At 36.7% G+C, this 24,693-nt stretch carries 28 protein-coding genes; 12 read left to right on the top strand and 16 right to left on the bottom strand.

The window, feature by feature from the left end:
* The coding region (gene tnpA, locus DNK84_RS15110) for an IS66 family insertion sequence element accessory protein TnpA (RefSeq protein ID WP_407920623.1) at positions 1-140 on the bottom strand (140 nt) is incomplete at its 3' end.
* A 73-nt stretch (positions 141-213) separates the two neighbouring features.
* On the opposite strand from tnpA, the gene DNK84_RS12120 reads away from it, so the two are divergent.
* The 4 genes from DNK84_RS12120 to iglJ all read left to right on the top strand — a co-directional run bounded on the left by DNK84_RS12120 (position 214) and on the right by iglJ (position 3,221).
* The gene (locus DNK84_RS12120; protein ID WP_407920622.1) at positions 214-435 is read left to right on the top strand and encodes a hypothetical protein; all 222 of its coding nucleotides are present in this window, start codon (positions 214-216) and stop codon (positions 433-435) included.
* An 89-nt stretch (positions 436-524) separates the two neighbouring features.
* Positions 525-1,193, top strand: coding sequence for a type VI secretion system tube protein IglC (gene iglC, locus DNK84_RS12115; protein WP_119344751.1), 669 nt, complete (start codon positions 525-527; stop codon positions 1,191-1,193).
* Between the two features lie 31 nt (positions 1,194-1,224).
* A complete protein-coding gene (gene tssK, locus DNK84_RS12110; RefSeq protein WP_119344750.1) occupies positions 1,225-2,403 on the top strand; it encodes a type VI secretion system baseplate subunit TssK in 1,179 nt (392 codons plus the stop codon).
* A gap of 14 nt (positions 2,404-2,417) precedes the next feature.
* On the top strand, positions 2,418-3,221 hold the full coding sequence (gene iglJ, locus DNK84_RS12105; RefSeq protein WP_119344749.1) for a type VI secretion system baseplate protein IglJ: 804 nt from the start codon (positions 2,418-2,420) through the stop codon (positions 3,219-3,221).
* On the opposite strand, the gene DNK84_RS12100 is transcribed toward iglJ, so the two are convergent.
* The gene (locus DNK84_RS12100) at positions 3,208-4,407 is read right to left on the bottom strand and encodes a type VI secretion system protein IglI family protein (RefSeq protein WP_119344748.1); all 1,200 of its coding nucleotides are present in this window, start codon (positions 4,405-4,407) and stop codon (positions 3,208-3,210) included. The two genes, iglJ and DNK84_RS12100, sit on opposite strands and share 14 nt — an antisense overlap.
* A 30-nt stretch (positions 4,408-4,437) precedes the next feature.
* The gene (locus DNK84_RS12095) at positions 4,438-5,073 is read right to left on the bottom strand and encodes a DotU family type IV/VI secretion system protein (RefSeq protein ID WP_119344747.1); all 636 of its coding nucleotides are present in this window, start codon (positions 5,071-5,073) and stop codon (positions 4,438-4,440) included.
* A 370-nt stretch (positions 5,074-5,443) separates the two neighbouring features.
* Between DNK84_RS12095 and DNK84_RS12090 the strand changes: the two genes are divergently transcribed.
* On the top strand, positions 5,444-5,827 hold the full coding sequence (locus DNK84_RS12090; protein WP_119344746.1) for a hypothetical protein: 384 nt from the start codon (positions 5,444-5,446) through the stop codon (positions 5,825-5,827).
* Here DNK84_RS12090 and DNK84_RS12085 read toward each other — a convergent pair.
* The 3 genes from DNK84_RS12085 to DNK84_RS12075 form a co-directional block, all read right to left on the bottom strand.
* Complete coding sequence (locus tag DNK84_RS12085; protein WP_119344745.1) at positions 5,820-6,995, bottom strand: trans-sulfuration enzyme family protein; 1,176 nt, start codon at positions 6,993-6,995, stop codon at positions 5,820-5,822. The two genes, DNK84_RS12090 and DNK84_RS12085, sit on opposite strands and share 8 nt — an antisense overlap.
* Positions 6,995-8,242, bottom strand: a complete 1,248-nt coding sequence (locus tag DNK84_RS12080; protein WP_235826900.1) for a trans-sulfuration enzyme family protein — start codon at positions 8,240-8,242, stop codon at positions 6,995-6,997. The genes DNK84_RS12085 and DNK84_RS12080 overlap by 1 nt, the downstream gene beginning before the upstream one ends.
* Before the next feature lie 226 nt (positions 8,243-8,468).
* Positions 8,469-8,792, bottom strand: coding sequence for a winged helix-turn-helix transcriptional regulator (locus DNK84_RS12075; RefSeq protein ID WP_235826899.1), 324 nt, complete (start codon positions 8,790-8,792; stop codon positions 8,469-8,471).
* A 135-nt stretch (positions 8,793-8,927) separates the two neighbouring features.
* Between DNK84_RS12075 and DNK84_RS12070 the strand changes: the two genes are divergently transcribed.
* Positions 8,928-10,139 (top strand): MFS transporter, encoded by a 1,212-nt coding sequence (locus tag DNK84_RS12070; protein WP_119344744.1) that lies wholly within the window; start codon positions 8,928-8,930, stop codon positions 10,137-10,139.
* 122 nt (positions 10,140-10,261) lie between these two features.
* The gene (locus DNK84_RS12065; protein WP_119344743.1) at positions 10,262-10,975 is read left to right on the top strand and encodes a hypothetical protein; all 714 of its coding nucleotides are present in this window, start codon (positions 10,262-10,264) and stop codon (positions 10,973-10,975) included.
* Between the two features lie 36 nt (positions 10,976-11,011).
* On the opposite strand, the gene DNK84_RS12060 is transcribed toward DNK84_RS12065, so the two are convergent.
* The 4 genes from DNK84_RS12060 to DNK84_RS12045 are packed head-to-tail and all read right to left on the bottom strand — an operon-like array spanning position 11,012 to position 14,181.
* Positions 11,012-11,590 (bottom strand): YqeG family HAD IIIA-type phosphatase, encoded by a 579-nt coding sequence (locus DNK84_RS12060; RefSeq protein WP_119344742.1) that lies wholly within the window; start codon positions 11,588-11,590, stop codon positions 11,012-11,014.
* Positions 11,591-11,600: 10 nt separating this feature from the next.
* Positions 11,601-12,455, bottom strand: coding sequence for a 16S rRNA (cytidine(1402)-2'-O)-methyltransferase (gene rsmI / locus DNK84_RS12055; protein ID WP_119344741.1), 855 nt, complete (start codon positions 12,453-12,455; stop codon positions 11,601-11,603).
* The gene (gene murC / locus DNK84_RS12050) at positions 12,452-13,831 is read right to left on the bottom strand and encodes a UDP-N-acetylmuramate--L-alanine ligase (RefSeq protein ID WP_119344740.1); all 1,380 of its coding nucleotides are present in this window, start codon (positions 13,829-13,831) and stop codon (positions 12,452-12,454) included. The genes rsmI and murC overlap by 4 nt, the downstream gene beginning before the upstream one ends.
* A 17-nt stretch (positions 13,832-13,848) precedes the next feature.
* Positions 13,849-14,181, bottom strand: a complete 333-nt coding sequence (locus DNK84_RS12045) for an MGMT family protein (RefSeq protein WP_119344739.1) — start codon at positions 14,179-14,181, stop codon at positions 13,849-13,851.
* Positions 14,182-14,332: 151 nt separating this feature from the next.
* On the opposite strand from DNK84_RS12045, the gene DNK84_RS14450 reads away from it, so the two are divergent.
* Positions 14,333-14,479, top strand: coding sequence for a hypothetical protein (locus tag DNK84_RS14450; protein ID WP_162902436.1), 147 nt, complete (start codon positions 14,333-14,335; stop codon positions 14,477-14,479).
* Between the two features lie 77 nt (positions 14,480-14,556).
* On the opposite strand, the gene DNK84_RS12040 is transcribed toward DNK84_RS14450, so the two are convergent.
* From DNK84_RS12040 to DNK84_RS12025, 4 genes are all read right to left on the bottom strand, one after another.
* Entirely contained in the window at positions 14,557-15,519 is a 963-nt protein-coding gene (locus tag DNK84_RS12040; RefSeq protein ID WP_119344738.1) for a MerR family transcriptional regulator, read from the bottom strand.
* Positions 15,520-15,649: 130 nt separating this feature from the next.
* Positions 15,650-16,567 carry a lysophospholipid acyltransferase family protein gene (locus tag DNK84_RS12035; protein WP_235826898.1) on the bottom strand — a complete coding sequence of 306 codons (918 nt, stop codon included), beginning with the start codon at positions 16,565-16,567 and terminating at the stop codon, positions 15,650-15,652.
* 12 nt (positions 16,568-16,579) lie between these two features.
* Entirely contained in the window at positions 16,580-18,004 is a 1,425-nt protein-coding gene (nhaD, locus tag DNK84_RS12030; protein ID WP_119344736.1) for a sodium:proton antiporter NhaD, read from the bottom strand.
* Between the two features lie 72 nt (positions 18,005-18,076).
* On the bottom strand, positions 18,077-19,366 hold the full coding sequence (locus DNK84_RS12025; protein WP_119344735.1) for an AmpG family muropeptide MFS transporter: 1,290 nt from the start codon (positions 19,364-19,366) through the stop codon (positions 18,077-18,079).
* Positions 19,367-19,526: 160 nt separating this feature from the next.
* Here DNK84_RS12025 and DNK84_RS12020 point away from each other — a divergent pair, with 160 nt between their 5' ends.
* Entirely contained in the window at positions 19,527-20,294 is a 768-nt protein-coding gene (locus tag DNK84_RS12020; protein ID WP_119344734.1) for a glycosyltransferase family 2 protein, read from the top strand.
* An 11-nt stretch (positions 20,295-20,305) separates the two neighbouring features.
* Positions 20,306-21,388, top strand: coding sequence for a glycosyltransferase family 9 protein (locus DNK84_RS12015; protein WP_119344733.1), 1,083 nt, complete (start codon positions 20,306-20,308; stop codon positions 21,386-21,388).
* Position 21,389: 1 nt separating this feature from the next.
* Here DNK84_RS12015 and DNK84_RS12010 read toward each other — a convergent pair whose 3' ends face one another.
* Positions 21,390-22,178 carry a polysaccharide deacetylase family protein gene (locus tag DNK84_RS12010; RefSeq protein ID WP_119344732.1) on the bottom strand — a complete coding sequence of 263 codons (789 nt, stop codon included), beginning with the start codon at positions 22,176-22,178 and terminating at the stop codon, positions 21,390-21,392.
* Positions 22,168-23,268, bottom strand: coding sequence for a glycosyltransferase (locus tag DNK84_RS12005; protein WP_119344731.1), 1,101 nt, complete (start codon positions 23,266-23,268; stop codon positions 22,168-22,170). Before DNK84_RS12005 ends, DNK84_RS12010 begins: the two co-directional genes overlap by 11 nt.
* Before the next feature lie 161 nt (positions 23,269-23,429).
* On the opposite strand from DNK84_RS12005, the gene DNK84_RS12000 reads away from it, so the two are divergent.
* Together DNK84_RS12000 and DNK84_RS11995 are read left to right on the top strand one after the other, a co-directional pair.
* A complete protein-coding gene (locus tag DNK84_RS12000) occupies positions 23,430-24,269 on the top strand; it encodes a LicD family protein (protein ID WP_119344730.1) in 840 nt (279 codons plus the stop codon).
* Positions 24,270-24,272: 3 nt separating this feature from the next.
* The gene (locus DNK84_RS11995; protein ID WP_119344729.1) at positions 24,273-24,626 is read left to right on the top strand and encodes an FAD synthase family protein; all 354 of its coding nucleotides are present in this window, start codon (positions 24,273-24,275) and stop codon (positions 24,624-24,626) included.
* The last annotated feature ends 67 nt before the right edge of the window (positions 24,627-24,693 follow it).

Genomic DNA, 24,693 nt, shown 5'->3' with positions numbered 1-24,693 from the left:
CCTGCGTGAATGAATTTGGTACGCCATTTGGAAAATGATGCTTTGGATACTTCCTGTTCCTGGCAGAATTTATCCTGTGTTAGCCCTGAGACTTCCCAATCCCTAATAATTGATAGCCACTTGATTTGCGTTTCTGTCATCGTCTGTGCTCCATATTTGTGAATAAACAACAACAGTATGATTAAGAACAAACGCCTTTACTAGATGGGGTTTATGGAGCGGTTACTAACAACCGTATTACAGCCAACATCTGTTGAAATGGCCAAATACCCATTTAGAGCAGCTGAAGTTAAAGTTGCGAACATCCCAGGGAAAGCTGGTTGGTATAAATGTAATATTACCGTTTTACCACATATACAATTTGAAGGCATGGATACCACCTTAAAAATTGATACACGCTTAGATCCAGGCCTATTTGCCGCAAGCGGTGATTAAATTTCATAACACCATGGGGGAGTTATTTTATAACCATATGCTGATAGCCAGCATATAACAGTATATCAGTTAAAAAAGGAGTATTTAATATGTCGAGCATTGAACCTAAAGTGCCAAGATCTGTTGTCTTAGATGCAAAACCACTAAGCTTTCGCCTGGGTGAAGCAGATTTTGCAGGCAGCCATTCTCGTCCTCGTGTTTTTTTTGATTCGTTGACGATTTTAGGCAAAGATGTAGGTAAATATTTATTTGCGATTGATGGCGGGCAGGATTTAAATGAAGTCACCTCACCAACAGCAGCAGCTAACCTGATTGAGTTTCACTTATCAGGGCCTCAGATGAAAGCCAACCTTGAAATTACAGTTGGATTACCGCTTAGTCCTTCACTAAAAGAAGAACTTGATTCTCTGATCTCATCAGTAAAAAAATCTGAGGCTCAAGATGTCACGATCAAATTTGGTGCAACAAACCAAAAACAGGAATATAAGAATGATGACCAGTGGGGAAAAATCGTTGATTTATCAGAGCTTGTTGTTTGCCCAATAGAAAACACCGGATTTAATATTGATATGCAACAATATGGCTTCTTGGGTGGTTCAACGGCATCAGCGGATTATTATATTCTTACGATTACCGGCATTATGATTGATAAAGCCAACTTTAGTAAGGCTGCACTTGATGTTGAACACAGCAACAGTACAGACAAAGGACAATATGGCCTATTAAGTATTGATGAATCTGCTGCAAGCGCTGCTTAATAACTTTTAATAACATAAAAAGAGGGGTTTTATGTACCATAGAATACACTGGCAGGATGGGTCGCTTTTAACAGCAAAACACTTTGACCAGCAAGATACAATGCATTTGGCAAGCTTATCACACAGCCTGTCACTTCCTTATCAAATGGACTATGGCATCATAAAACTCCCTCTATCGGAAGAGCTTTTAAAACTTGGCGCTATCAAAATCACTGAGCTTATTTTATATACTAAAGAAAAAAGACGTATACAGCTACAGCAGGATAAAACGTTGTTAACGTTTAATATGGATGAAAAAGAAACGCCACAAACAAAAGTTTCTATCTATCTTAACCTTATTGAACAACACCAGGATAATCACGAACTCCCCTTTTTAGCACTGACACCATATTTAAGCGATCATGTTGATCCAGGCAGTATTGATAGCATTAAACTGTTTGAAGTTGTCAATGACGATAATGAATGGAAACTTGACCATTACACTGCGCCTTTAATCAGCTGCGATAGTGTCACGTTCCATCACACATTACAGACCATGAGCATGCTTCTAACCTCTATCCAGCATTACATTGAAAGACAACAGCACAATGCCAATCTTTATTATTTACTGCAGACAAAAATGCATGAGTGTGCCAGAATTTTGCAGGTTATTGAATCAAAACCCATTCATATTCACCCTTATGAACTTTTTAATGATTTTGAATCACTTTATTTTTTAATTTTGCTTGCAGAAAAACAAGATATTACAACACACAGTTATCACTTTAACCAGCCAAATAAAAGTTTCCATGCACTCATCGATGCATTCTATCACATATTAAAACGCCCCGTAAAACAACAGTTTATCACATTAAAACCTGAAGATGGCAGCTATATTGCAAACGCATTGGACAGCAGTTTCCTTAATGCTTCTGAGTATTATCTTATCATCCGTAAAAAAACACCTGACATATTGCCTGATTTAAATATAAAACACTTAAAGCTTAGCAGTATTGAAAGAAATACACATTTAACGCAAATGTCATTATCTGGCGTTTCATTAGAGCTTTTACCACATAATGGTATTCACCAACTCTATGATCCGCTTATTTATAAAACATACCGTTTGTTGCCTGGCGTGGAACTTGACTTTATTCTACAGGAAAAAAATATCATGTTTAATCGCATTGCCAACAGTGAACACTATCAGTTTTTTATTTACTATCGTTAAGCGCTTTTAGTACCATGCAGACTGAAAAGACTATTGATGAATTTTACCGATTCTGGCAAAAGCTTGATAAGCATTTGAATCTTGCTGACATACTAGCACTTATTCATACTCACGGAATTGATGCAAGGCAAGTCAAATTTATTCCTGTATTCACCTTTTTACCACAAAACAGGCTCCTTGCTTATTTAAAACCATCAAATAACAAGATACTCATAGGCATCCATATCAGTAAGCTGCCGGTTTTTGTACAACTGCTGCACTATTATGTGCAGGTAGAAAAAAATGAACAACACCAGTTGATGGACATACTTTCAAAATCATCCAGTGAGTTCTTACACAGTTATTTCTATGGTCTTTATCCAACATTAAACCAGCAGTATAAAAATTTTTATTATTTTGGACAGGCGCTTTATGGTGGGCATGACAGCGTTTATTACTCTATTGATATTCTGGTTCAATCGATTAAAAAGCAGTTTTGTGACTATATCTGTTTGTTTTCTTTGCAACAAGGTGATGTCACCATGAAGCCAAAACAAAGTATTCTAGGGAAAAGCAGCTATTTAAATAATACCTATTTAAAGGGCGCAACGAAACAACAAAAAAGCATTCTTATCATTACCGTACTGGTTGACAACCCGACAGAAAGATTATCAAAAGAGATAAAAAACACCATCTATGCAAATGCTTACTACCGGTATTTTACTTACCTACCTATTCAACTGATTATCCAAAAAAACACAGCAGAAATCACAGGATTTCTTGCAACACGAGCACTAAGCAAAATCAGGACAAAGGGTCAAATTATCAGTTCCCTGTAGTCTTTTCACCTTGCGCCATATCAGCACTATCCCAGATTGACTCAATATCTTCTAAGATTTGATCAAGATCCTCATCAACCCCATGTGCTACATTGCTATCAACCGTATTATCTTCTTCAGGAAACTGAAGTTCATGATCATCTGGCAGGCTTTCTACATCTGCCAATAATTGCCTGTTTTGGTTTTCAACACTTTCATCCAGGCTTCCTTCGGTGAACTGCTCAGCATTATACTTATTTTCAACCATCACAGGCATATCTTGCAAAAACCGCATATCATCAACTTCATACATTTTTTGCGCAATATGCCATTGCAAGGAGTTTGCATGCACATCAATATACTCATAGATCTTTCGAATATTCGGCCCTAATGTCTTATACAAAGGAAAAAACAGTCCTGGGAAATATTTTTTAGGATCGAATTCCAACAATTTTCCTTGTATATCCTGGTATACAATGGAAGCTTCAAACAGTCGCTTTTGCTTGACCAAGTTCTGAAAAATTGCAATTTTCTTGATCAGGCGATACCAATCAGCTGACGCAAATTGATCGACCCACTGTGTATTGTTCTTATCTTGTGTTTGATCGCGCTTTTCTTTTTTTGTACTGTCATCAGATGTATTTTTTTCTGATGGTTTATCACTTTGATCCTCTGAACTTAGGCGATCGATAAATCGCTCAAGCTTGTGCAATGTCTTATTTAAATTAATGACTGTCTGCTGTGACTCAATATCCAGCTGCCCAAGTCCTGCACTATAAGATAAGAAATCCTGCACTGCTGCCAATAAACTTTTAACATCAAATGGCTTCGTTGTTTTTATTTTCCCATCAACATGCATCTCCAACATATGACAAAAAGCATCAATACCCTTTATCAGCGTTGCTTCAAAATTTTCTATTGGTGATAATTCAGCTTGGTGCTGCTTTAGCAAATCAAAACATACATTAATTTTAGTTTGAAGTGTTTCAAGATTTTCCTGATATAAATAGATATCCGTAGCAAATGCAATATATAGAATATAAACATCCAGTGTGTTTGTTTGCTCAATATAGTGCTGTATTGCTTGCTGGCACTGTGTATAGTCTCCTTCTTGATGTGCTTTAATAATTACGCTCATCAGCATCGGATTAACACGGGTATGACGCTGTAATTCATCGACGCCTTGCAAATAAGCCAGAATAGACATAATAAAATTTTTCCTTATTTTATTGTAAATTTAGCTGATTAGATAAGTGAAAAAAGGCACAAAAACACTCGCAATAATAATACCGGCAAAAGTTGTTTTCACTTTGCGATTATTTTTCTGTCCAAATCTCACCCTTGGTTCAGGAAGATAAGGCGCCGATACTTTATTATTCACGTCTGATAAAATTTCTTTTAAGCTTGTGATATATTTTTGACGCTCAATGTGGTTAGGGTTTTGATAATACTTGCCTAAAAATGCGCCCTGCAGAACAATTAAAAGCACTTCATAACAGAGTTTTGGATAAATTTTATTAGAAAGTATTTCATCTAAAATTTCAAACACATATTCGCCACCATCAGAGCGTTGGAAAAACTCAACTTGAAGATCCTGCCACTTAAACTTATATTGTGCCTCGTTCAGAATCAGTTTACATTTTTCATCAATATTAGAAATGATAGGAAACAGAATAAAACTGGTTATTTTATTTCCATACTCACCAGCAAGCTCATTCTGCACAAATAACAATTGCGCGCGAAGGGAAGAGCGAAACTCCACTATAAAGCCTTCTCTTTGCTCAAAAGAATGCTGTAATAGATTTTCCTTAAACGCTTTTGTGACAAGAACAAATTTTGTTAATTCACTAAATATCCGTAGTTCACTTGACATCTTTATATATCCCTTTTCCCGTTAAATGACTTGACGGCACATGGTTAACTAACCATACCACGTAAAATTTGAATACCCATTGTTACGGTGTTTCAGACCGCTTACATCGCAACAAAAAAATGTCTGTTTTTAAGCTTTTTGTTGGATAAAATTATCGCACTTTAATGTCGATTATGTCAAATAAAAACAAGACTATAGATCAAGTTTTTTATAAAAATAAATCGTATAGGTTACGTATTTTTTAGAAAAAATTAACACGATTGCTATAGTCAAGCCATATCCTTTTATTCTAAACTATAGATTACCCAAATACTTATGCATGCTCGTTAGGAAAAAATGCATATATGAATAATAAAAAGAAGGAGTTTTTATGAATCGACCAAAAAGAGTCTATGCCGCCATCTGGATGCTTTATGCCACAAGTATACTAGGGCTATTAGATTTATTAACCTCATCAACACTTATGCCGATTGCACCTCACATGATCTGGGTTGATGCGATTGCTTATTTTGTGCTAATCATCGTTGCATTCTTAATAAGCCTTGGTAGCAATATGGCAAAAATTCTTTATATCGCTCTTGCTGTTATTTGGTATATCTTGTTGATTTTTTACTTATCACATATTAAAAATCATCCGCTTAATGCAGGGCTTGTATTTATTGAGGTTGTGTTGATCATTGCGGCGATGTTTATTTTATACCAACCAAAAGCGGTTAGATGGTTCCACAGTAAATCCAGCACTGACATTAACTAAACTTGTCTGTCACCCCTAAATCATTTTTAAAATACTCAACACTGCTTAAACAACGGTGTAAATCCTCTTTTAAATCATCAACCGACTCAATACCAATAGATAAACGTACTAAAGAGGGTGGGATATTATGACGTCCACTATCTATTGCAGCATGCGACATCTGACATGGCAGGCTGATTAAACTTGTTAAGCTTCCAAAGCTTACTGAGGTAATAAAAAGCCTTGTATGATCGACAACATATTGAGATATGGCTTGTGATTGTGTTGTAAAGCTAATGACTGTGCCTGAACCAGTTGCCTGCTTTTTATTGATATCAAAACCTGGATGGTCAGGCAATCCACAGTAATATACTTTCTCTACCTGCGGATGAGATTGCAAAAAATTGGCAATTTCAATCGCATTTTGCTGTTGTCGCTCAATGCGCAATCCCAAGGTTTTGATACCGCGCAATAAAAGCCAGGCTGGTAATGCTTCTAACGCACTGCCTGATGCATTTTGAATTAACTGGATATCTTGTGCTAATGATGCATCATTCACAACAACCGCACCTGCTGTGATATCGCTGTGACCGGATAAGTGTTTAGTTGCCGAATGGATCACAATATCTGCGCCAAGTGTTAAAGGCTTTTGCAGCCATGGCGATAGGAAGGTGTTATCCACGGCAAGTAAAATATTAGATTGTTTGAGAAAACTGGCTAATACCGCAATATCTGTAATTTGTTGCAAAGGATTAGTGGGTGTTTCTAATAACACCATTTTTGTATTCTTCTGAATATTCTCTTCAATTGCGTTGATATCACACAAATCCACCTGTGTAACCTCGATCCCAAAGCGTGACACAATCTTTGTTAATAAGCGATATGTCCCACCATATATATCCTGCCCTGTAATCAAGTGATCACCTGCATTTAATAATTGTACCACAGCATAAATACCAGCCATCCCACTATTAAAGGCAAAACCAAACTGTCCCTGCTCGAGTCTGGCAATTTGATCTTCCACAACTTTTCTTGTGGGATTACCACTTCGTGAATAATCATAAGCATTGGGTTGATCAAAAGACGCTTCTTGCGCAAACGTTGCTGTTTGATAAATCGGCAGACTATTCGCATGATAGGGGTCATCTATGCTTTTTGCGCTATGCACTAACTGTGTCCAGAGATCCACTAGGCAACCTCCTTGTACTTTGTTGCGACAACGTCTAAAGCTTGGTCAAGATCATTGATGATATCAAAAGGATCCTCTAAACCAACAGACAAACGAATTAAACCATCATGTATTCCAATTTTCTCACGCTGCTTTTTGTCAATAGGACCATGAGTCATCGTTGCCGGATGGGTGATTAAGGTCTCAATAGCACCAAGGTTTTCAGCTAACTTACATAGTGCCACAGCATTAATAAAATCAACACCTACATCAATACAGCCCTTTAACTCAAAAGCAATTATCCCACCATGCGCACCTTGATGTTGCCGCTTGGCAAGTGAGTATTGTGGAAAGTCCTCCAGGCCTGGATAGTAAACGTTTTTCACCAGGTGATGTGTGCGTAAGAATCTGGCAATCGCTTGAGCATTCTCAGAATGCTGGCGAAGCCTTAATGGTAAGGTTTTGATACCTTGTAATGTTAACCAGGCCTCAAATGGCGATTGAATCGACCCCAAACAATTCCTTGTGTAGCGGAAGGCCTCATTTAAGCTTTCATCTTTAGCTAAAATAGCACCCCCAACAGTTGCATTATGACCATCAATATACTTTGTTGTCGAATAAATAACAATATCAGCACCAAGATCGAATGGACGCTGTAAAGCTGCGGTTAAAAAAGTATTATCCACCGCTAAAATAAGATCATGCTTTTTGCTTATTTGGCTGACTTTAGCGATATCTGTCAATTTTAAAGTTGGATTTGCCGGGGTCTCAATAAAAATAAGCTTTGTGTTTTTTTGAATCGCGTCTTTTACATTATCTGGATTAGAAGTATCTGTATAAGTAGCGGTTACACCAAATTTCTCTAACACCTGATCTAATAACCGCACAGTGCCACCATAAACGACATCTGAACAGATAACATGATCACCTGATTTAAGCACGGTCAGTGCCAAAGCGCTAATGGCAGCCATACCCGTGGAAAAACAGGTTGCACTTGGCGCATCTTCTAACTGTGCTAGCTTATCCTCTAGCACCTTAACCGTTGGATTTGCTGATCGGCTATAGGTATACCCTTTATCATTCCCAACAGATGCTTGTAAATATGTGGTTGTTTGATAAATCGGCGTTAACAAAGCACCATTTGTTGGATCTGCTTGAATGCCTGCATGAATGCAGCGACTGTTAAAATGTTGTTGGTTGTCCTTTTTGTTACAATTTGCCATGACAAAATCTCCTGATTTTAAACGCATCTTTCTTGCTTCTGGCATGGCGCCAGCACCTTTCCCAGGCACTGGTATTGGCGCTTAGTGTCTGCTTTGATGCGCGTTAAGCAAATCGACTAAGCCCAACCTCGACAACAGTGCCTAGGCTGGGCATCATCATTCGCTTTATAATGCGATAACAAAGCATAATGGACCCTAAAATTAACTTGCTTAACCTAAAAATTAACAAAAATTTTAAATACCTGTCAACTCTATTTTTGCCATAAATTGATTACTTTTGAATATTTATATAAAATTTACCCCAATCTTCTAAGACCTGTAATACTGGTTTTAAAGACTGGCCAACCTCAGTTAAGGCGTATTCAACTTTAGGTGGAACAACCGGATAAACTTTACGTGAAATAATATTGAGCTCTTCAAGTTCACGTAATTGTTTTGTTAACATTCGTTGTGTAATCCCAGGCATTGCTGTTTGTAGTTGTGAAAACCTTTTCACCCCCTCTAGTAATTGACTTAAGATAAATAATTTCCATTTACCACTTAAAATACAAATTGTAGCGCCCATAGGGCAATTTGGTTTAATATTATTTGTCATTTTTACTACGCCAAAATTTAGTCATACCCACAATAGTATACAAAATGTATGTATATAACAATAATGTAAGTACTTATTTTAATCACAACAACATGCTAATATAATCATTTTTAAACTGTAAAAGGAATCTAATTCGTGAAAAAATCAATACTCTCCCTTCTTATGGTCGTTTTTATTGACGCAGCCGGCATTGGCATTTTATTCCCGATCTTAAATACGCTGATTATGAACCCATCTGTTGATTTTCTTCCATCATCAGTTGTGATATCACAAAGGCACTTTTATTATGGTCTTGTGATCGCCATCTTTTTTCTTTGCTGGTTTTCAGGTGCAACACTCATCTCTAAAGCATCCGATGAGCTTGGACGTAAGAAAGCATTAATGATTTGTTTGATTGGCATTTTTATCGGTTATGGACTGACAGCTTTATCCATTTATCTTAAAAGTATGGCTTTACTCATCTTAGGACGCATAATAGGTGGCCTGACAGCTGCCAGCCAGCCTGTAGCGCAAGCAGCTATTATTGATTTGAGCACCACTGAAACAAAAACAAAGAACCTGGGTCTTATCATGTTTGCCTTTTCACTTGGATTAGTTGCAGGCCCCTTAATGGGTGGCTTGTTATCTAACAGTCAGATATGCCGCTATTTTACCAATGCCACACCATTTTATGCTATTTTGATTATTACCCTTATTAATATTTATTTCATGCGATACTTTACCGAAAAGCGCCAGTTTCAAGGGCATTTTCAATTTAATTTAAAGACCATTATCACGCAATTTATTCCTATGTTCCAAATAAAACCAGTCCGAAGGTTAAGCCTAATATTTTTTATTATGCAGTTTGCCTTTAATACATTTTATGTGTTTATCCCCGTGTTTTTATTTCAAAGATACGGCTTTAACACACTTCAAAACAGTATGATGATGCTTGTTTTAGGACTTTCTATGGCATTGAGTACTCGCTTTCTTATTGCCATTGTTCAGCGTTTTTTAAATGATAAACAAACCGTTGCATGCGGTCTTATCGTGATGGCAATATCCATATTTTTGCTTCTTATTATTAAAAATCCAATTTTCTCCTATCTACTGGCCGTGCCTTTAATGCTGGCATTTGGATTGGCCTATACCAGCATGCTTGCACTATTTTCTCACAGTGTAGATCAGACACAACAGGGCTGGGTCATGGGAATTACAGTATCTCTTTTCACCTCAGGTGCTGCTTTAACATCAATCTTGGGAGGCTCTATAATGGCGATTGCGACTGATGCGCCCATGATAGTTGCTTTGATTGGCTTTTGCATCAGTTTTGCTTTTGTGGTGATTCCCAGAAACCATACAAAGTAATTTTATAGCAAGTGCGTAACTTTAATCAATGAGGAAAAATATAAGAATATGCCACAATCACTAGGCGATAAATCTTTTAAAGACTATACTTGAGGGACAAAGCATCAACCTTTTAAAAGGCTATGATTAAAAAAACATTATTTTCTGGCACAGCAAAAACAAAGAACAAAGAAAAGCAACCAATGTCAAAACAGCAAAAATTCGCCTTGTTAAGCATTATTATTCTAGCCTGTATTATTATTTTTCAGCTATTTAGTCTCTCCAACCAGCAAACCATATTGCATGAGCAACAAAATGTCACTGCAAAATCAAAAGCGCAATTACAGCAAGTGGAAGAAATAATTTCACAAACGGCTCAGAAAAATATTCAGGCTATCCAAAAAAGTATTCAACCATTGAACGATCAGCTATCAACACTTGAGAAGACGACACTGCGCAATAACACACAAATTACCACGCAACTGCAACAGCTTCAAATGCAACTTGAGCAAACACAAAAGCAGGTAAAAGCACTTGAGGTTAATGCAAAAGAAAAACCACAAAAACCAGCTAGCACAACAACGAAAGAAACAGACACACAAACTAAAAGCACAAATGCTGCTAAAGCTAACTTGCAGGTTAGCTCACAATATCGTATCTATTCCATTAACAGCTATGGACTGGTGCTAGAAGACACAAATGGTAACTATATTATTGCAACCATTGGCAAAAATTTGCCAAATGCAGGCGACATCTCTTCAATCACTGCAGATCAGGTGATTGCTGGTGATTACCAGATTATTGCCAACCCACCTGGGTTTAAAGCTGATTTGCTCAATACGGCAAGCACGTATTAATTTTTTCCATTATTTGCTCAATACGGCAAGCACGTATTAATTTTTTCCATTAATCGCAAATAATCGCTTTTCTAGAAAACGCAGCAATCCAAAAAATGCTTCTTGAAATGGACGTCGTTTATAGTTTGTAAAAGGTGAAGTAACCAAGATTGGAAAGCAACCTGCTAAAATGCATGCCAGACATCCTGTTAACAGGCGATCATCCACAAGCGCTATTTTACCCGAAGGACATTGCAATTGTTTCTGAATATTCAGTAATCCATCTGGATAAGGCTTTTTACGCACATCACTAATAAACTGAATTTCAGGAAAGTGTTGTAAAAAATATTTCCGACGCAGATCTGTTGGTTTGTTTGATAGAATAAAAATATGCTTTTGACCAAATTCATTCGCAAATTTCTTTAGCCATTTTGTGATTTCAGGATCTGGCAACGGCTGACCATGTGGCGCTAATACACCATCAAAATCCAAAACCACATAATTGATATCATGCTTATCTAAAAAACGCCGGCACAATGTAGTTACATTATTTAATTGATGTTTTTTTTGCCTTATTGCCTTTAGTTTTTTACTGTTGCAAATACTTTGCTTAATTGTGAAAAAGAACCTACCCATCGTAGTATTGTTACCTGTTTTGTTGTGCTAATGCTTTTTTATACAGTGCATTTTTTTTACCGTTTGTTATTTCAACAGCAATCTGTACGGCCTGCTTTATTGGTAGATGACGCAATAATACTTGCAATAATCGATCATCATTCGTTTCAGATGTTTCAAGCTTTGGTGCTTTTACACCTTCAAGTAAAATAACAAACTCACCCTTACATAACAATGGTTCCTTCTCAAATTGTGCCAAAATTTCACAAGCCCACCCTTCAAAAACCTGCTCGTGTTGTTTTGTTAATTCCTTAGCAACAACAACTTTTCTCTGTGGTAATAATTCTGAGATAAGCTTCAGTGTTGCAAGAATTCGATGTGTTGATTCATAAAAAATACACGTGTGCGCCACGTGCATGATTAATTGCAACTTATCTTTTTTTGCTTTTGGCTTTGCCGGTAGAAACCCGTAAAAACTAAATGCATCTGTTGGTAAACCTGCAATAGACAATGCAGCGATCAAAGCACAGGCTCCAGGCACTGTCTCCACAGAAAAACCATTTTCTTTCACACTTTGGATCAAATAAAACCCTGGATCACTAATCAAAGGTGTCCCGGCATCACTAACAAGCGCGATTGATTTTCCTTGAGATAACAACTCAACAATTTGACTGCTACGGCCGGCTTCATTATGCTCATGACAGGAATACAACAATGGCGGCGCAATAGCATATTGCTGCAATAGCTTTTTTGTTACTCTGGTATCTTCAGCAAAAATCACATCAACCTGTTTTAAAACGTCAAGTGCCCGTAAGGTAATATCCTGAAGATTGCCAATTGGCGTTGCCACAACATAAAGTTTCGCTTTTTCAACCATCATATTCATATCAGCATATCCACAAGTTTTGCTACATTGCCAGCACCTTGCACCAGCACAATGTCATCATGCTGAACAATCGATGCTAAACACTCAAGTGTTTTTTGCAGGGTATCGGTTGTATAGCAAGATTTATTCACAGATGATAAAGCCCTTGATAAATCTTTCGCTGTTGCCCCTTGAATCATTTCTTCTCCAGCGGCATAAACATCCATTAAAATTAAACGATTACGGTGATTGAGCACCTCAACAAATTCATCAAATAAATCCGCCGTACGCGTATATCTGTGTGGTTGGAAAATATGAATTAATGATTTTTCTGGAAAGCGCTCATAAATTGCCGATAATGTACTTTGGACTTCGTTAGGGTGGTGCCCATAGTCGTCGACTAAGGTCACGATTTTACCGTCTATGTTACATGTATAACAGTCAAATCGTCGTTTAATACCACCAAAGCTTGCTAATGCAGCTTTGATATCTTCCAAATCAACACCAAGCTGTAAAGACATACCAATTACCGCTAATGCATTTTCCACATTATGCTTACCAGGAAGCTTCATGCAAAAATCCGTCAATAATTTTCCGTTGAGTTTAATATCAAAACAGGTTTTAAAGGGAGTTTGCTGATAATTTACCGCTTGAATCGATGCGTTTTCTGAAAAGCCATAACTTAAAAAAGAACGATTAAGTTTGTTTGCAAATTGATTTGCTTTTTGCCCATCAATACCAATAAGCAATGAACCATTACGCGCATTTTCTCTATGCACAAATGTATTAAAACTCTGTGCAAGCTTGGCATCATCATGATCATAGGTATGCATATGATCAGCATCAATATTAGTCAGAATAATATGCTGCGGGTTAAGGTATAAAAAAGAAGCATCACTTTCATCTGCTTCAGCAACCATATAATCAGAGTCCATATATTGCGCGTGCGATGAAAGATCATGTACCAAACCGCCAATCACATAACCTGGATGATATCTTGCATAATGCAGAACATGTGTTAAAAGACTTGTGACAGTCGTTTTGCCATGCGCACCCGTAACCGCAATACTGTGCTTGTGTATAGATAAAAACTGTGCCAGCAGTTCAGCACGCTTTATCATTGTCTTATTAAGCGCAACAGCAGCTTTATACTCTGGGTTATCTTTAGAAATTGCCGATGAGTAAACAATAATATCTGCGGCATCAATATGCTTTGCATCATGGTGAGTAAATATATCAGCACCATTTTGTGTAAGCTTTGTGGTTATATCGCTTTGCGCAATGTCAGATCCAGAGACCTCATAGCCTTTTTCTAAGCAAATCAAAGCAAGCCCAGACATGCCAATGCCACCAATCCCAATAAAATGATAGCGTTTATTCTTATTTAATTGTGTCATATGCTTGCTTACGCACCTTAATCTACATTTTTAAAATCAAAGACACAAGAAGGATCAACTCTGTTGTCCTGGTCGATCAGCACACCCTCTTGTTTAAGCAAGGCAAGCTTTTTTTCAACCAACTGACCTTCTGTATGCCCGCTATAGCCGCCAATAGACAAATCAGATTTAACCACACGATGACAGGGTACTAATGGTGCATTTGGGTTGCGTTTTAATGCCTGGCCAATGGCTTGTGCTGAGCCACATTGTAAGTACTTAGCCAATAAGGCATAAGTCGTTACTTTAGCCGGTGGGATTTTCTGCAGCGCATCATAGACGCGTTGTTGAAAGAACGTTATTTTCAGCATTTGTCAACTTTTATTTAAAATTTTCTTGATTTTACATCAAAATAGAGAAATAATGAATATGTTATGGTAAAGCATAGCAAATTCAAAGGAGAGAAATTGAAAATGGTCACTTAAGACGTTAAAAGCGTTAACATTTATGGAGGAACAGACAATGCAATACATACATAAAAACACCTATCAGCAGGTCAAAGAACTACTTGATTTGGGTATGCCTTTAAATGTTGCCGCAAAACTCTTAAACATTCCAAGCTCTCAAATTGCGCATTTAGCAGATAAAAGCGAGATTTCTGTTTCGTAATGGCCTCTCTCTAAGGGGTTTCCTACATACCCCTCCATTTTTTCCTATTTTAAGATCTAAGAATGACAAATCATCGTTTAAACCAATGAATTCATATGTTTTTTAACCCATTGTTTGGTTTTCTTAGGAATATCATCCAGCTTAAAAATAATTTCAAAGAGCTCATGTTTAAGTTTGATTTCATTTCCATACATTTCACTTAGCGAAGCGCTGAACTCTTCGATCAAAATATCATCAGAGACATGACCGATTTTCTTTAAAATATTACGATTTCTATTTTGCCAGTATGCACCCATAGCAGAATCAAGCCATTGAACCATTTCAGGTGTTATATAGGTACTATCATCTGCCTGATTAGCACCAGATTTAAAGCCCTTTTCCCAGATACTGTGCTTAAGCTTTGCATGCTTTTTACCATAGAGATTATAAACTGCCGCATGCGCTTTTTCGCCTATTTCAATGCCAATGTCGCTATTAGGATCCTCATGGATGTGTTGTTTGATTTGCGCACAAATAGACTGCCACCTTTTCTCAAAAGAAGCTTTTGTTGCGGGCCTTTTCTGCTTTAAGTCATACTCAAACTTAGCATAGTCTTGAAGTTCATCATCACTCAACACCTTACCAGCCCATGTATTTTCAAGTTTTGTTGTCATATTATATACCTCTATTAATGCTACAACTTTTTCCCAATTTATCGACTTGCTATCATTTGCCTCAACAATCGTTTCTTCTAAGACTTTAATCGTATTCACCAGCAGTTTTGTTTTTTCTTGTAAAAAGTTTCGCTGCGCCTGTAAATGCCCGATTAAATCTGGCTTTTTGGCATTTAAGTCTTTGATTTTAGAAAGACTAAAGCCAAAAGACTTTAATGCAACTATTTGTTGAAGCTTTAGCAAATCAGTTTCAGAGTACTTCCGATAACCGTTGTCATGGCGAATAGAAGGCGTTAGCAGTCCACTATGATCATAGTGGTGTAATGCCCTTACAGTCACGCCTGTAAGCCCGCTAAATTCTTTTATTTGCCAATACATTTTAGCCATCCTATTTTCCTCTTAATTTGCAAGTTTATTGTCTGACGTAACGTTATAGTCAAGTAGTATTTTATAATATAATCAACTATTTTTATTTTTTTGCAAAAAACGAGTTAACAGGATATTTGTACCATGAAATCTAATAAATCGTACCTTCTCCTGAGGGCCTTGTTTTATAACGACGATGCTGCCATAAATACTGATCAGGGTGTTGCTTTATTGCCGCTTCCAGGAATTCATGATACCGTCTGGCATCTTGATAATCATCACCGGATGGAAAGTTTTCTAAAGCCGGTAAAACAAAGATGTCATAACCACTTAAATCATCTTTTCTGACATAATAACAAGGAATAACTTTTGCCCCTGTTTTGTCTGCCAGCCATGAAGTTGCAACAAGGGTTGCACAGTTTGTCCCAAAAAATGGGACAAAAATACTTCTCTCACGACCAAAATCCTGATCTGGGGCATACCAGACTGATGATTTACGCTTGAGCGCTTTGACAATAGAGACAACATTTTTACGCTGCAAGCATTGTGTGACATAGGCTTGCCTGGCACCAGTCATCACATGTTCAAAAGCGACTGACTTGTGTTTTTGATAAACAAGATAAAAAGGTTTGTAATGTTCACCAATATATCTACCTATTACTTCCATACAGGTGAAATGACAGCCTAACATCAATGCAGCGGTATTAGGATCATTATGCGCATTTTCAAAATTTTCCATGCCATGCGTGTCCATTTTGATTTTAGCAAAGCGTCGTTTTGGCATAAACCATGCGATCATCATTTCAATGCCAGAGATTGCAATCGACTCAAAACATTTTTTACAAAGTGCTTGAAGTTCTTGTTGAGACTTCTCTGGAAAAGCAACACGTAAGTTGGTCATCGTGATATGCTTTCGTCTTTTTAAAAAAGGATAAGACAGTCGTCCTAACAATCGACCAAACTTTAACTGCCAGGAAAAAGGCAAGCACACAAATAAGCGACCAAAGCCTACAAATAGCAAAACACCCCAATACTTAGGCAACAGCCATTGCCATTTTGATTTCATCATTTGCCCTATTCACTAAAAAAAGCTTTTGTTGATCAATAAGTGTGTTGCAATACTAGCAAAATATCCTAATAAAATCACCCAACTCCACTTTAAATGGCCTAAAAAGGTATATTGCCCTTTGGCTTTTCCCATCACCGCAACACCAGCAGCAGAACCAATGGCAAGAAGACTGCCACCCACACCTGTTGTTAAGGTGACAAGTAACCATTGAAGTTCACTTAAAGGTGGATGCATGGTCAAAACACCAAACATCACCGGGATATTATCGACAATAGCCGACAATAACCCCATTAAAATATTTGCCTGGGTAATATGATTAAAAACACCGGGTAAAAGCGATGGGATTTCTTTATACAATGCATTTGAGATCAATTCTAAATAGCCTAAGGTTGCAATACCTTGCACCGCCAGCAAAATACCAAAGAAAAACAATAATGTATCCCATTCCAACATCTGTACCTTCTGAAAGATATCAAAATGCTCTAGCCTTTTTCTACTTGCATATTTGGGCTTATGCTGTGCTTTTTGCATCCAAAAGTTTAACAGCATCAAATAGCCCAACCCTGTCATCATTCCAAATGCCGGCGGCAAACCTAAAAAATTTTGAAACAATACGGCGGTTAAAATTGTGGCAATAAAACAAAATATCACGATCAAAGCGCCGGTTTTCATTTCAGGTTTATCTGTGATTTTAACCGTTTGTAACATCTTTGGCACAAAAAAACTCATTACAATCGCAGGCACTAAGAAATTAACGAGCGCGGGGAGAAACAGGCTAAAGAAATGCCCAAATGGCACCACGCCATCTTGCCACACCATCAGTGTTGTAATATCGCCAAATGGGCTAAATGCACCACCGGCATTCGCAGCAACAACGATATTGACACAGGATAAACAAACAAATTTGCTATTGTTATGACCAATGGATAAAACTACCGCGCTTAAAATCAAAGCCGTTGTTAAATTATCGGCAAATGGTGAGATAAAAAATGCCAAAAACCCTGTCAACCAAAAAACACCTTTAAACCCCAACCCCATTTGCAGAAGCTTTGTTTTTAATGCACTAAATACTAATCGCTCTTCTAATACGTTGATATAAGTCATCGCCACTAATAAAAAAAGCAGCAATTCACCATATTCCAGTAACCCTTTATTCAAATTGGTATCAACAATATCACTTTGACCATGAATTTTACCGATAATAGCAACTAAAACCCAGATAAACCCAGCAGCCAAGATTACCGGTTTTGATTTATTCAAATGTATAACATCCTCGAGCATCACAAGCGCATAGGCAAGCAAAAATATGATTACCGCTGCAATGGCATAACCACTTGTTACATAGGACATTACAGTGGCAGTTTCAACATTTGCCATACTTACCAATGGCAATAGAAATAGTAAAATAAACCATACATACTTTGGTATTTTCTTCATCGAAGATTTCAACACTTTAATCAGGATTTGTTATGTTTTAGCATCATAACAAACAAATCAAACCGGTGCGAATTATTTTACTTGAAGGTGCAATTCTGCCATGTTGATTAATTGCTTTTTACACAGCCATATCAATAAGGTCACACACATTCCAATCACAAAGCTGACAAAAAATAAACTTGCCCAGCCATAAGATTGTTGAATATTTCCAGCCAAAGGTCCCACTAATACACGCCCAAGGGAGTCAATCGAGCTTAATATTGCAAACTGTGTTGCCGAGAATCGCTTATTCACAAGGCTCATAATCATCGCAACCAGTACAGCTGTACCCATGGCACCAACCATATACTCAATAGCAACAGATGCAACCATTAATACATAACTTTTACCGACCAAGGCAAGCCAAAGATACATTAAATTTGCACAGGCCATGGCAACACTAAAGGCCACAAAAGTACGAAATAACCCAAAACCCTTGGCTAACATACCACCGATAACAAGCCCCAAAAAAGTAAAAATCAACGCATTAAATTTGTAAGAAACCGCAATCATCGTTTTATCAAAGCCAAGTGAAGCAAAAAATACCGTATTAAGTGAAAAAGCCAAAGCATCACTGAATTTATAAAAAATAATAATGATTAATGCAATAATCGCAATAAAAATGCTTTTACGTGTAAAAAACTCATAAAAAGGTAAAACTACCGCATCATAAAGCGTTTTTGGCTTATTCTCAATCTCAACTTCTTTGGCGAGGATTGTGCCAAATATCCCAACAGCAAAGAAAGGCAGCAGGGATAATATACCTAATCGCCATTGATTATCAAAATGCTGCACGAAAATAAGTAATAATGCGCCTGTTACCAGCATCCCAACTCGATAACCTAAAACACTGATAGCACTGCCTAACGCGCGCTCATCCTCTTTTAAAATTTCCGTTTGATAAGCGTTGATGGCAATATCCTGTGTTGCCGAGAAAAAGCATATCAATAAGGCGATAAATGCAATAACAAAGGGAGATTTTGCTGGTGAAAACAGACTCAGACTAAATACTGATGCTAATAATGCAAACTGCATGGCATAAATCCAGCCCTTTCGCCGACCAAAACGTTTACTACTAAATCGATCAACAATAGGCGACCAAAGATATTTCACGGTATAAGGCAGGGCCACTAGTGACAAAAGGCCGATATCTTTTACTTCAATACCGCTTTCATAATACCAAAGAAGTAATGATGAAGCGGTAAGCATCAAAGGTAAACCTGATGAATAACCCAATAAAAACATCACCAGCATTTTCCTGCTTTTAAAAATACCAACAACACTGTCAACCATTGATACTTTGAGCTGTTGTAAGAAAGTCATTTTCTTATCCAAAGGTTTTTCTTCATCGTAATGAAATTACCCCATAAGCTCAACTATTAAAAATACTATTATTCCCAAAATCATTAACTGTTGCAGCTGATGATAAAAGACTGTCAAATAATCTATAAGTTGGGTAAAATAGACAACAAGTTTATATTACATGATGAATGTTATGGCAAGTAAGGACACGCTAGGTGTCGTAGTCATTACCAAAAATGAAGAGAAAAACATTGCGCGCTGTCTTCAATCGGTAAAATGGGCTAATGAAATTATTGTTATTGACTCTGGCAGCACCGATAAAACAGTTGAAATTGCCGAGAGTTTTGGTGCAAAAGTGATTATTCGACACTGGCCAGGCGATGGGCCACAAAAGTATTTTGGCATTTCACAACTGACAACAAAATGGTGTTTAGTACTTGATGCTGATGAAGAAGTAACAAAAGAATTGGCTGAAAGCATTCAAAAAACTATCCAATCAGGTAAGAATACTTGTTACAAACTACATAGGCGCTCATTTTTCCTTGGGAAAATTATCAAATATGGCGATTGGGGCCGTGACTGGATCGTCCGGCTTTTTATACGTGAAAAACATGAATATACACAGGATATAGCTCACTCAAAAGTAAATGTGAAAAAATCTCAAGCATCTGCTTTAAAAGGAAAGCTTATTCACCATACACAAGAGGATATTTATTTATCAATAAAAAAATATAATGACTATTCAACGCTATCGGCACAAATGATGGCAAAAAAAGGTAAAAGAAGTTCACTTTTAAAAGCAATGTTAAGAGGGCATTTGGCTTTTATTCGAAGCTATGTTTTAAGGCTGGGTTTTTTAGATGGTGCAAGAGGATATATGATTGCTAGAAATATCGCCTTTGGTGCCTACCTTAAATACCTTAAATTAACCTATGATATAAAACCGTAACATTATAATACATGATAGATTTAACACAAAAAAAACGTATTGCTATTTACAAGCCTTTTGGTATTGGAGACAGCCTCTTTGGACTTGTCATCTCTTCTTTACTAAAAGATAAATACCCACACTGCCATATTACTTATATCGGCACAATTTATCCAAAGGAGCTATTGATAACACATCATTCCATAGATGATTACGTTGTCATAAGTGATGAGCAGAAAATCACGGCTGAAAACTTAAAAACACTAAATTATGATGTGATTGTTTTTGCCAAATCTGATCGAGAATTTATGAAAATAGCTAAAAAGGCTAAAATTCCGATACGCATTGGTTTTGGGGATAAAATTTATACTTTTTTGTATTGTAATTATTACAGCGGCTTCTTTAAAACAAAAAAAGTCAGACACAATAGCCATCGATTACTGCATGACTATTTGCTTTATCAATGCATTGATCCTAAAAGCAAGCTAAGCCCAAATCAGATAATAGAAAAAATCACTTATCACAATAATATACCCGCACCAGAATTTAATTTGGACAAAAATAAATTCAAGCTCATTATCCATCCAGGCGCTCAAAGTGCACAATTCCGTAACTGGACACCTGAACATTATCGTGAATTTATTAAATCACTAGATAAAGATCAGTTTCAAATAATTCTTACGGGAAATGCTAATGAAACTGGACTCTGCCATATTATTAAAAAAGATAATTCAGCAGATATTATTGACCTCTCAGGCAAGCTTAACTTAACACAACTCAAACAGCTCATCAACCAGTGTGATGGCCTAATTGCTGCTTCAACCGGCCCACTGCATCTAAGCGCACTTATGGGGAAACATACATTAGGTATTTACCCATCAAATCATAAAGATGGTGTAAGTGCCTGGGGAGCAGTGGGAAAAAATGCTATTGCAATAAGCCTTGACAAAGTCTGTCATAGTCCATGCAATAAAGCAAAATCACAATGTGCCTGTATTACCGCTATTGCTATAAATGATGTAAAAAACATTATTATTGGCTGGGCGGATAACACCCCCATTGAAAGTCCTCATCCAAATTATCGACTTTGGGTAAGCGCGCAAGATTTATGCTAAGTTAACCAGGCTTCATCAAACTATATATTTTACCCCAAAAAGGGCGTTGAAACCTTTGAACAGTTTTTGCTAACCACTTAGCATCATTTTTTACTGCAAAGCGTTTGATTTCTTCTCCATTATTATCTGCTAGATTAACCCCTCGCTTTGTTGTATATAATATATCAAAACCATAAGCTGATGCGACTTCAATACTCTGTTTATCATACATACCTTTCGGCCAACAAAGGTGTCGTGGCACCTTACCCAATTTTTTTGTTATTAGCATTTTAGATTGTTGTATATCATCCTCCCAACTTGGTATTTCTTCATAGATCGCTTCTCTATGAGTATGTGTATGTGCTTGTATGTCAAAAACGTCTTGCATACTCCTAAGCTCATCCCAGCTTAAAACAACTTTTTCAGGTGCTAATAAGAGTTTTTCCATACAGGTTTTATGGGTATAATCACCAAATTTTTGTTCCTGTGATGTATGGTCTTTATTGGATGCCTTGTCCACCCATGAAGTAATCACAAACAATATAGCTTTAAAACCATATTGCTTTAATATGGGATAAGCGTAGATTAAATTATCCTTCCAACCATCATCAAACGTGATTAAAACGCTTTTTTTAGGCAATTTTGCTTGTTTGAATTTAAAAGCATAAAATGCATCGGCAGATAATGTAGAGTATTCATTATCTTTTAACCACTGCATCTGCTGCTTGAATTGATCAATACTTGAGGTAATAAATCCAGATTGCGGCAGGACATGATGATACATTAATACAGGAATTGATTTAGCAGGCATTTATCCCCCTTTTTTGTGTTGCTTTCACTTCTGCAATTAAAAGGGAAAATTTTTCCCAAGCAACTTCAAGACTAAATGGATACAGCATTTTATCCGTTATTGCAGGATATACATCTAATGCCTTGTCAATTTTTTCAGCTAATGCTTTTGCATCACCACAAGGCACTAGATAGCTTGCTAGTTCGCCTGTTAATATTTCATCAGGGCCAGAACAACAATTTGTGCTTACAGCAGGTGTATTGCATACAAGGCTTTCAAGAAGTACATTGCCAAATGCTTCATAATCAGAGCATAAAACCAGACATCCTGCATTTGTCATATAAGGAAATGGATTTGCCTCAAACGGTAGGCTATGAATTTTATCTCTTTTAGGATGGTTTTTGCATAATTCCAACAAAGCTTGCGGCTTGCTGGTTAAAAATACTAAATTTACTTCCGCCTTCATGAGTGCAAATGCCTCAAGTAATAAATCCTGTCGCTTTCCCTTGGGATTAAAGCCCCCTGCGTGCAAAATATAAGGCTTATAATTTACTTCATATGCCTTAGATTTTTGCCTAACTTCATTAAAGTTCAAAAAATTATGAATAACATGAATGGATTTTGCCTTGGTGTTAAATGTCTTTATTAAAGACTTTTTAGCTCCTTCAGAAACGCATATAATTTGCCGATTATTAAAATGCTTAAAGTTCTTACGAATCGCTTTATTACGCTCTTTTTTTGTCGTTGCATTTTTTAAGACAGCCGTTGAATCAAAATGCTGATAATAGAATGTTTTTGCTTCCAGTTTTTTGTTAAGCCATTGTCGAGATGAGGTTTTATTCGAGATAATTAAATCAAAATGAAGTGCCTTATCAAGTTTATGAATAATATGAGCAACTCGTATTTCTTCAAGTATTTTAATACCTATTCCTTTTTTTGCAGAGTTTTCATGAAGCGTAATTCTTGGATCTACCGATATTTGTGATTTATGGAACAGTAACAAATGAACTTGGTACCCCTTACTAAGAAACAAATTAGCAATATTTAATAACACTAAATCCGCACCACCTCTACGAAGTTTCGGGCTTAACAATAAAATCGCTTTTTCCATTTTAACTCATGCAATATACTAATTAGTGTTATTTTATCTGCCTTTAGCAGCAAGTGCTACAATTATTATCTTTCATTGAAATTTGCTAGACGGCTACCTGCTTGCTTGATAGACTACGATAAATACTATTAAAGTTAACATAGCTCCTAGCAGTCTTACAAATGGAAGATATAAATATTTTATTCCCCGATGATCGTCATAAAAACTACCATCTTAGCGATTTAAGACAAGTACAGCTTATTATGCTGCGCATGTTAAGAATTGTTGATTATATTTGTAAAAAACATCAAATTCCCTATTGGCTTGAAGGCGGGACGCTTTTAGGTGCTGTTCGGCATAATGGATTCATTCCTTGGGATGATGATATTGATATTGGGATGCTAAGAGAAGATTATGAAAAATTTAGAAAAATATTTACCAAAATCAATCCTCAAGGCATCGCATTACAAACACACGACACGGACCCCAATTACCTCAATGTTTTTGCGCCCATTAAACTAAGGGACACAAATAGTATATTTCTTGAAAAGAATGATCAGCTTTTCCAGTCTTATTACAATGGGATATATATTGATATTTTTGCATTTGATTATAATTTTCCTAATGACACATTTAAACAAAGACTTAAATGGAAAGCCTGTAAGCGAATTCGTAAAATTCTCAAATACAAACTTCAACACCCTAAAAAAATAATAAGCTGCCTTTTACCCCATAAAACGCTTTGGTCTTTACATAATAGGCTGGTCGATAAAAGTATAACGACAAATAAAAGCATCATTGATTATGGTTACGACAGTGCAATTGATCACAAAAGATTTAAAAAAGACGAGTTTTTCCCATTAAGGGAGATCTTATTTGAGGGCTATTCTTTCTTTTCACCTAAAAATACCGATTATTACTTAACAGTGAAATACGGTGATTATATGACGCTGCCACCAATTGAGGAACAAAAGCCTGGACATTTAAACAGTGTTGTTGTTAATAAGAAAACAAGGAACTAACTTATGCCAACCGTCATCACATATGGAACTTTTGATTTATTCCATTTTGGCCACTTAGAGCTCTTAAGGCGCTGTGCAGAATATGGGAAACTAATTGTGGGCGTGTCTACTGATGAGTTTAATCAACAAAAAGGAAAAAAAACTGTCATTCCATATAAGGAGAGATCCCAAATTATCAATGCAATCAAATATGTTGATAGCGTTTTTAAAGAAGAAAGCTGGGAACAAAAAATTGAGGATATATCAAAATTTCAAGCTGATTATTTTATCATTGGCGATGACTGGAAGGGAAAGTTTGACTACCTTGAAAAAGAATCTAGCTGTAAGGGGGCGCATTCGGAATTTGTGGGTAAATAGTTCTTTACCGTTGAATTAATCTCCAAGGTATAATACAACTAAATGTATTCACCTTAATGAGTTTGAC

This window comes from Facilibium subflavum, from assembly GCF_003574485.1.
Taxonomy (GTDB): Bacteria; Pseudomonadota; Gammaproteobacteria; order Francisellales; family Francisellaceae; genus Facilibium; species Facilibium subflavum.
Note: the sequence above shows the minus strand (reverse complement) of the source record. Positions and strands in the feature narration are given on the sequence as shown.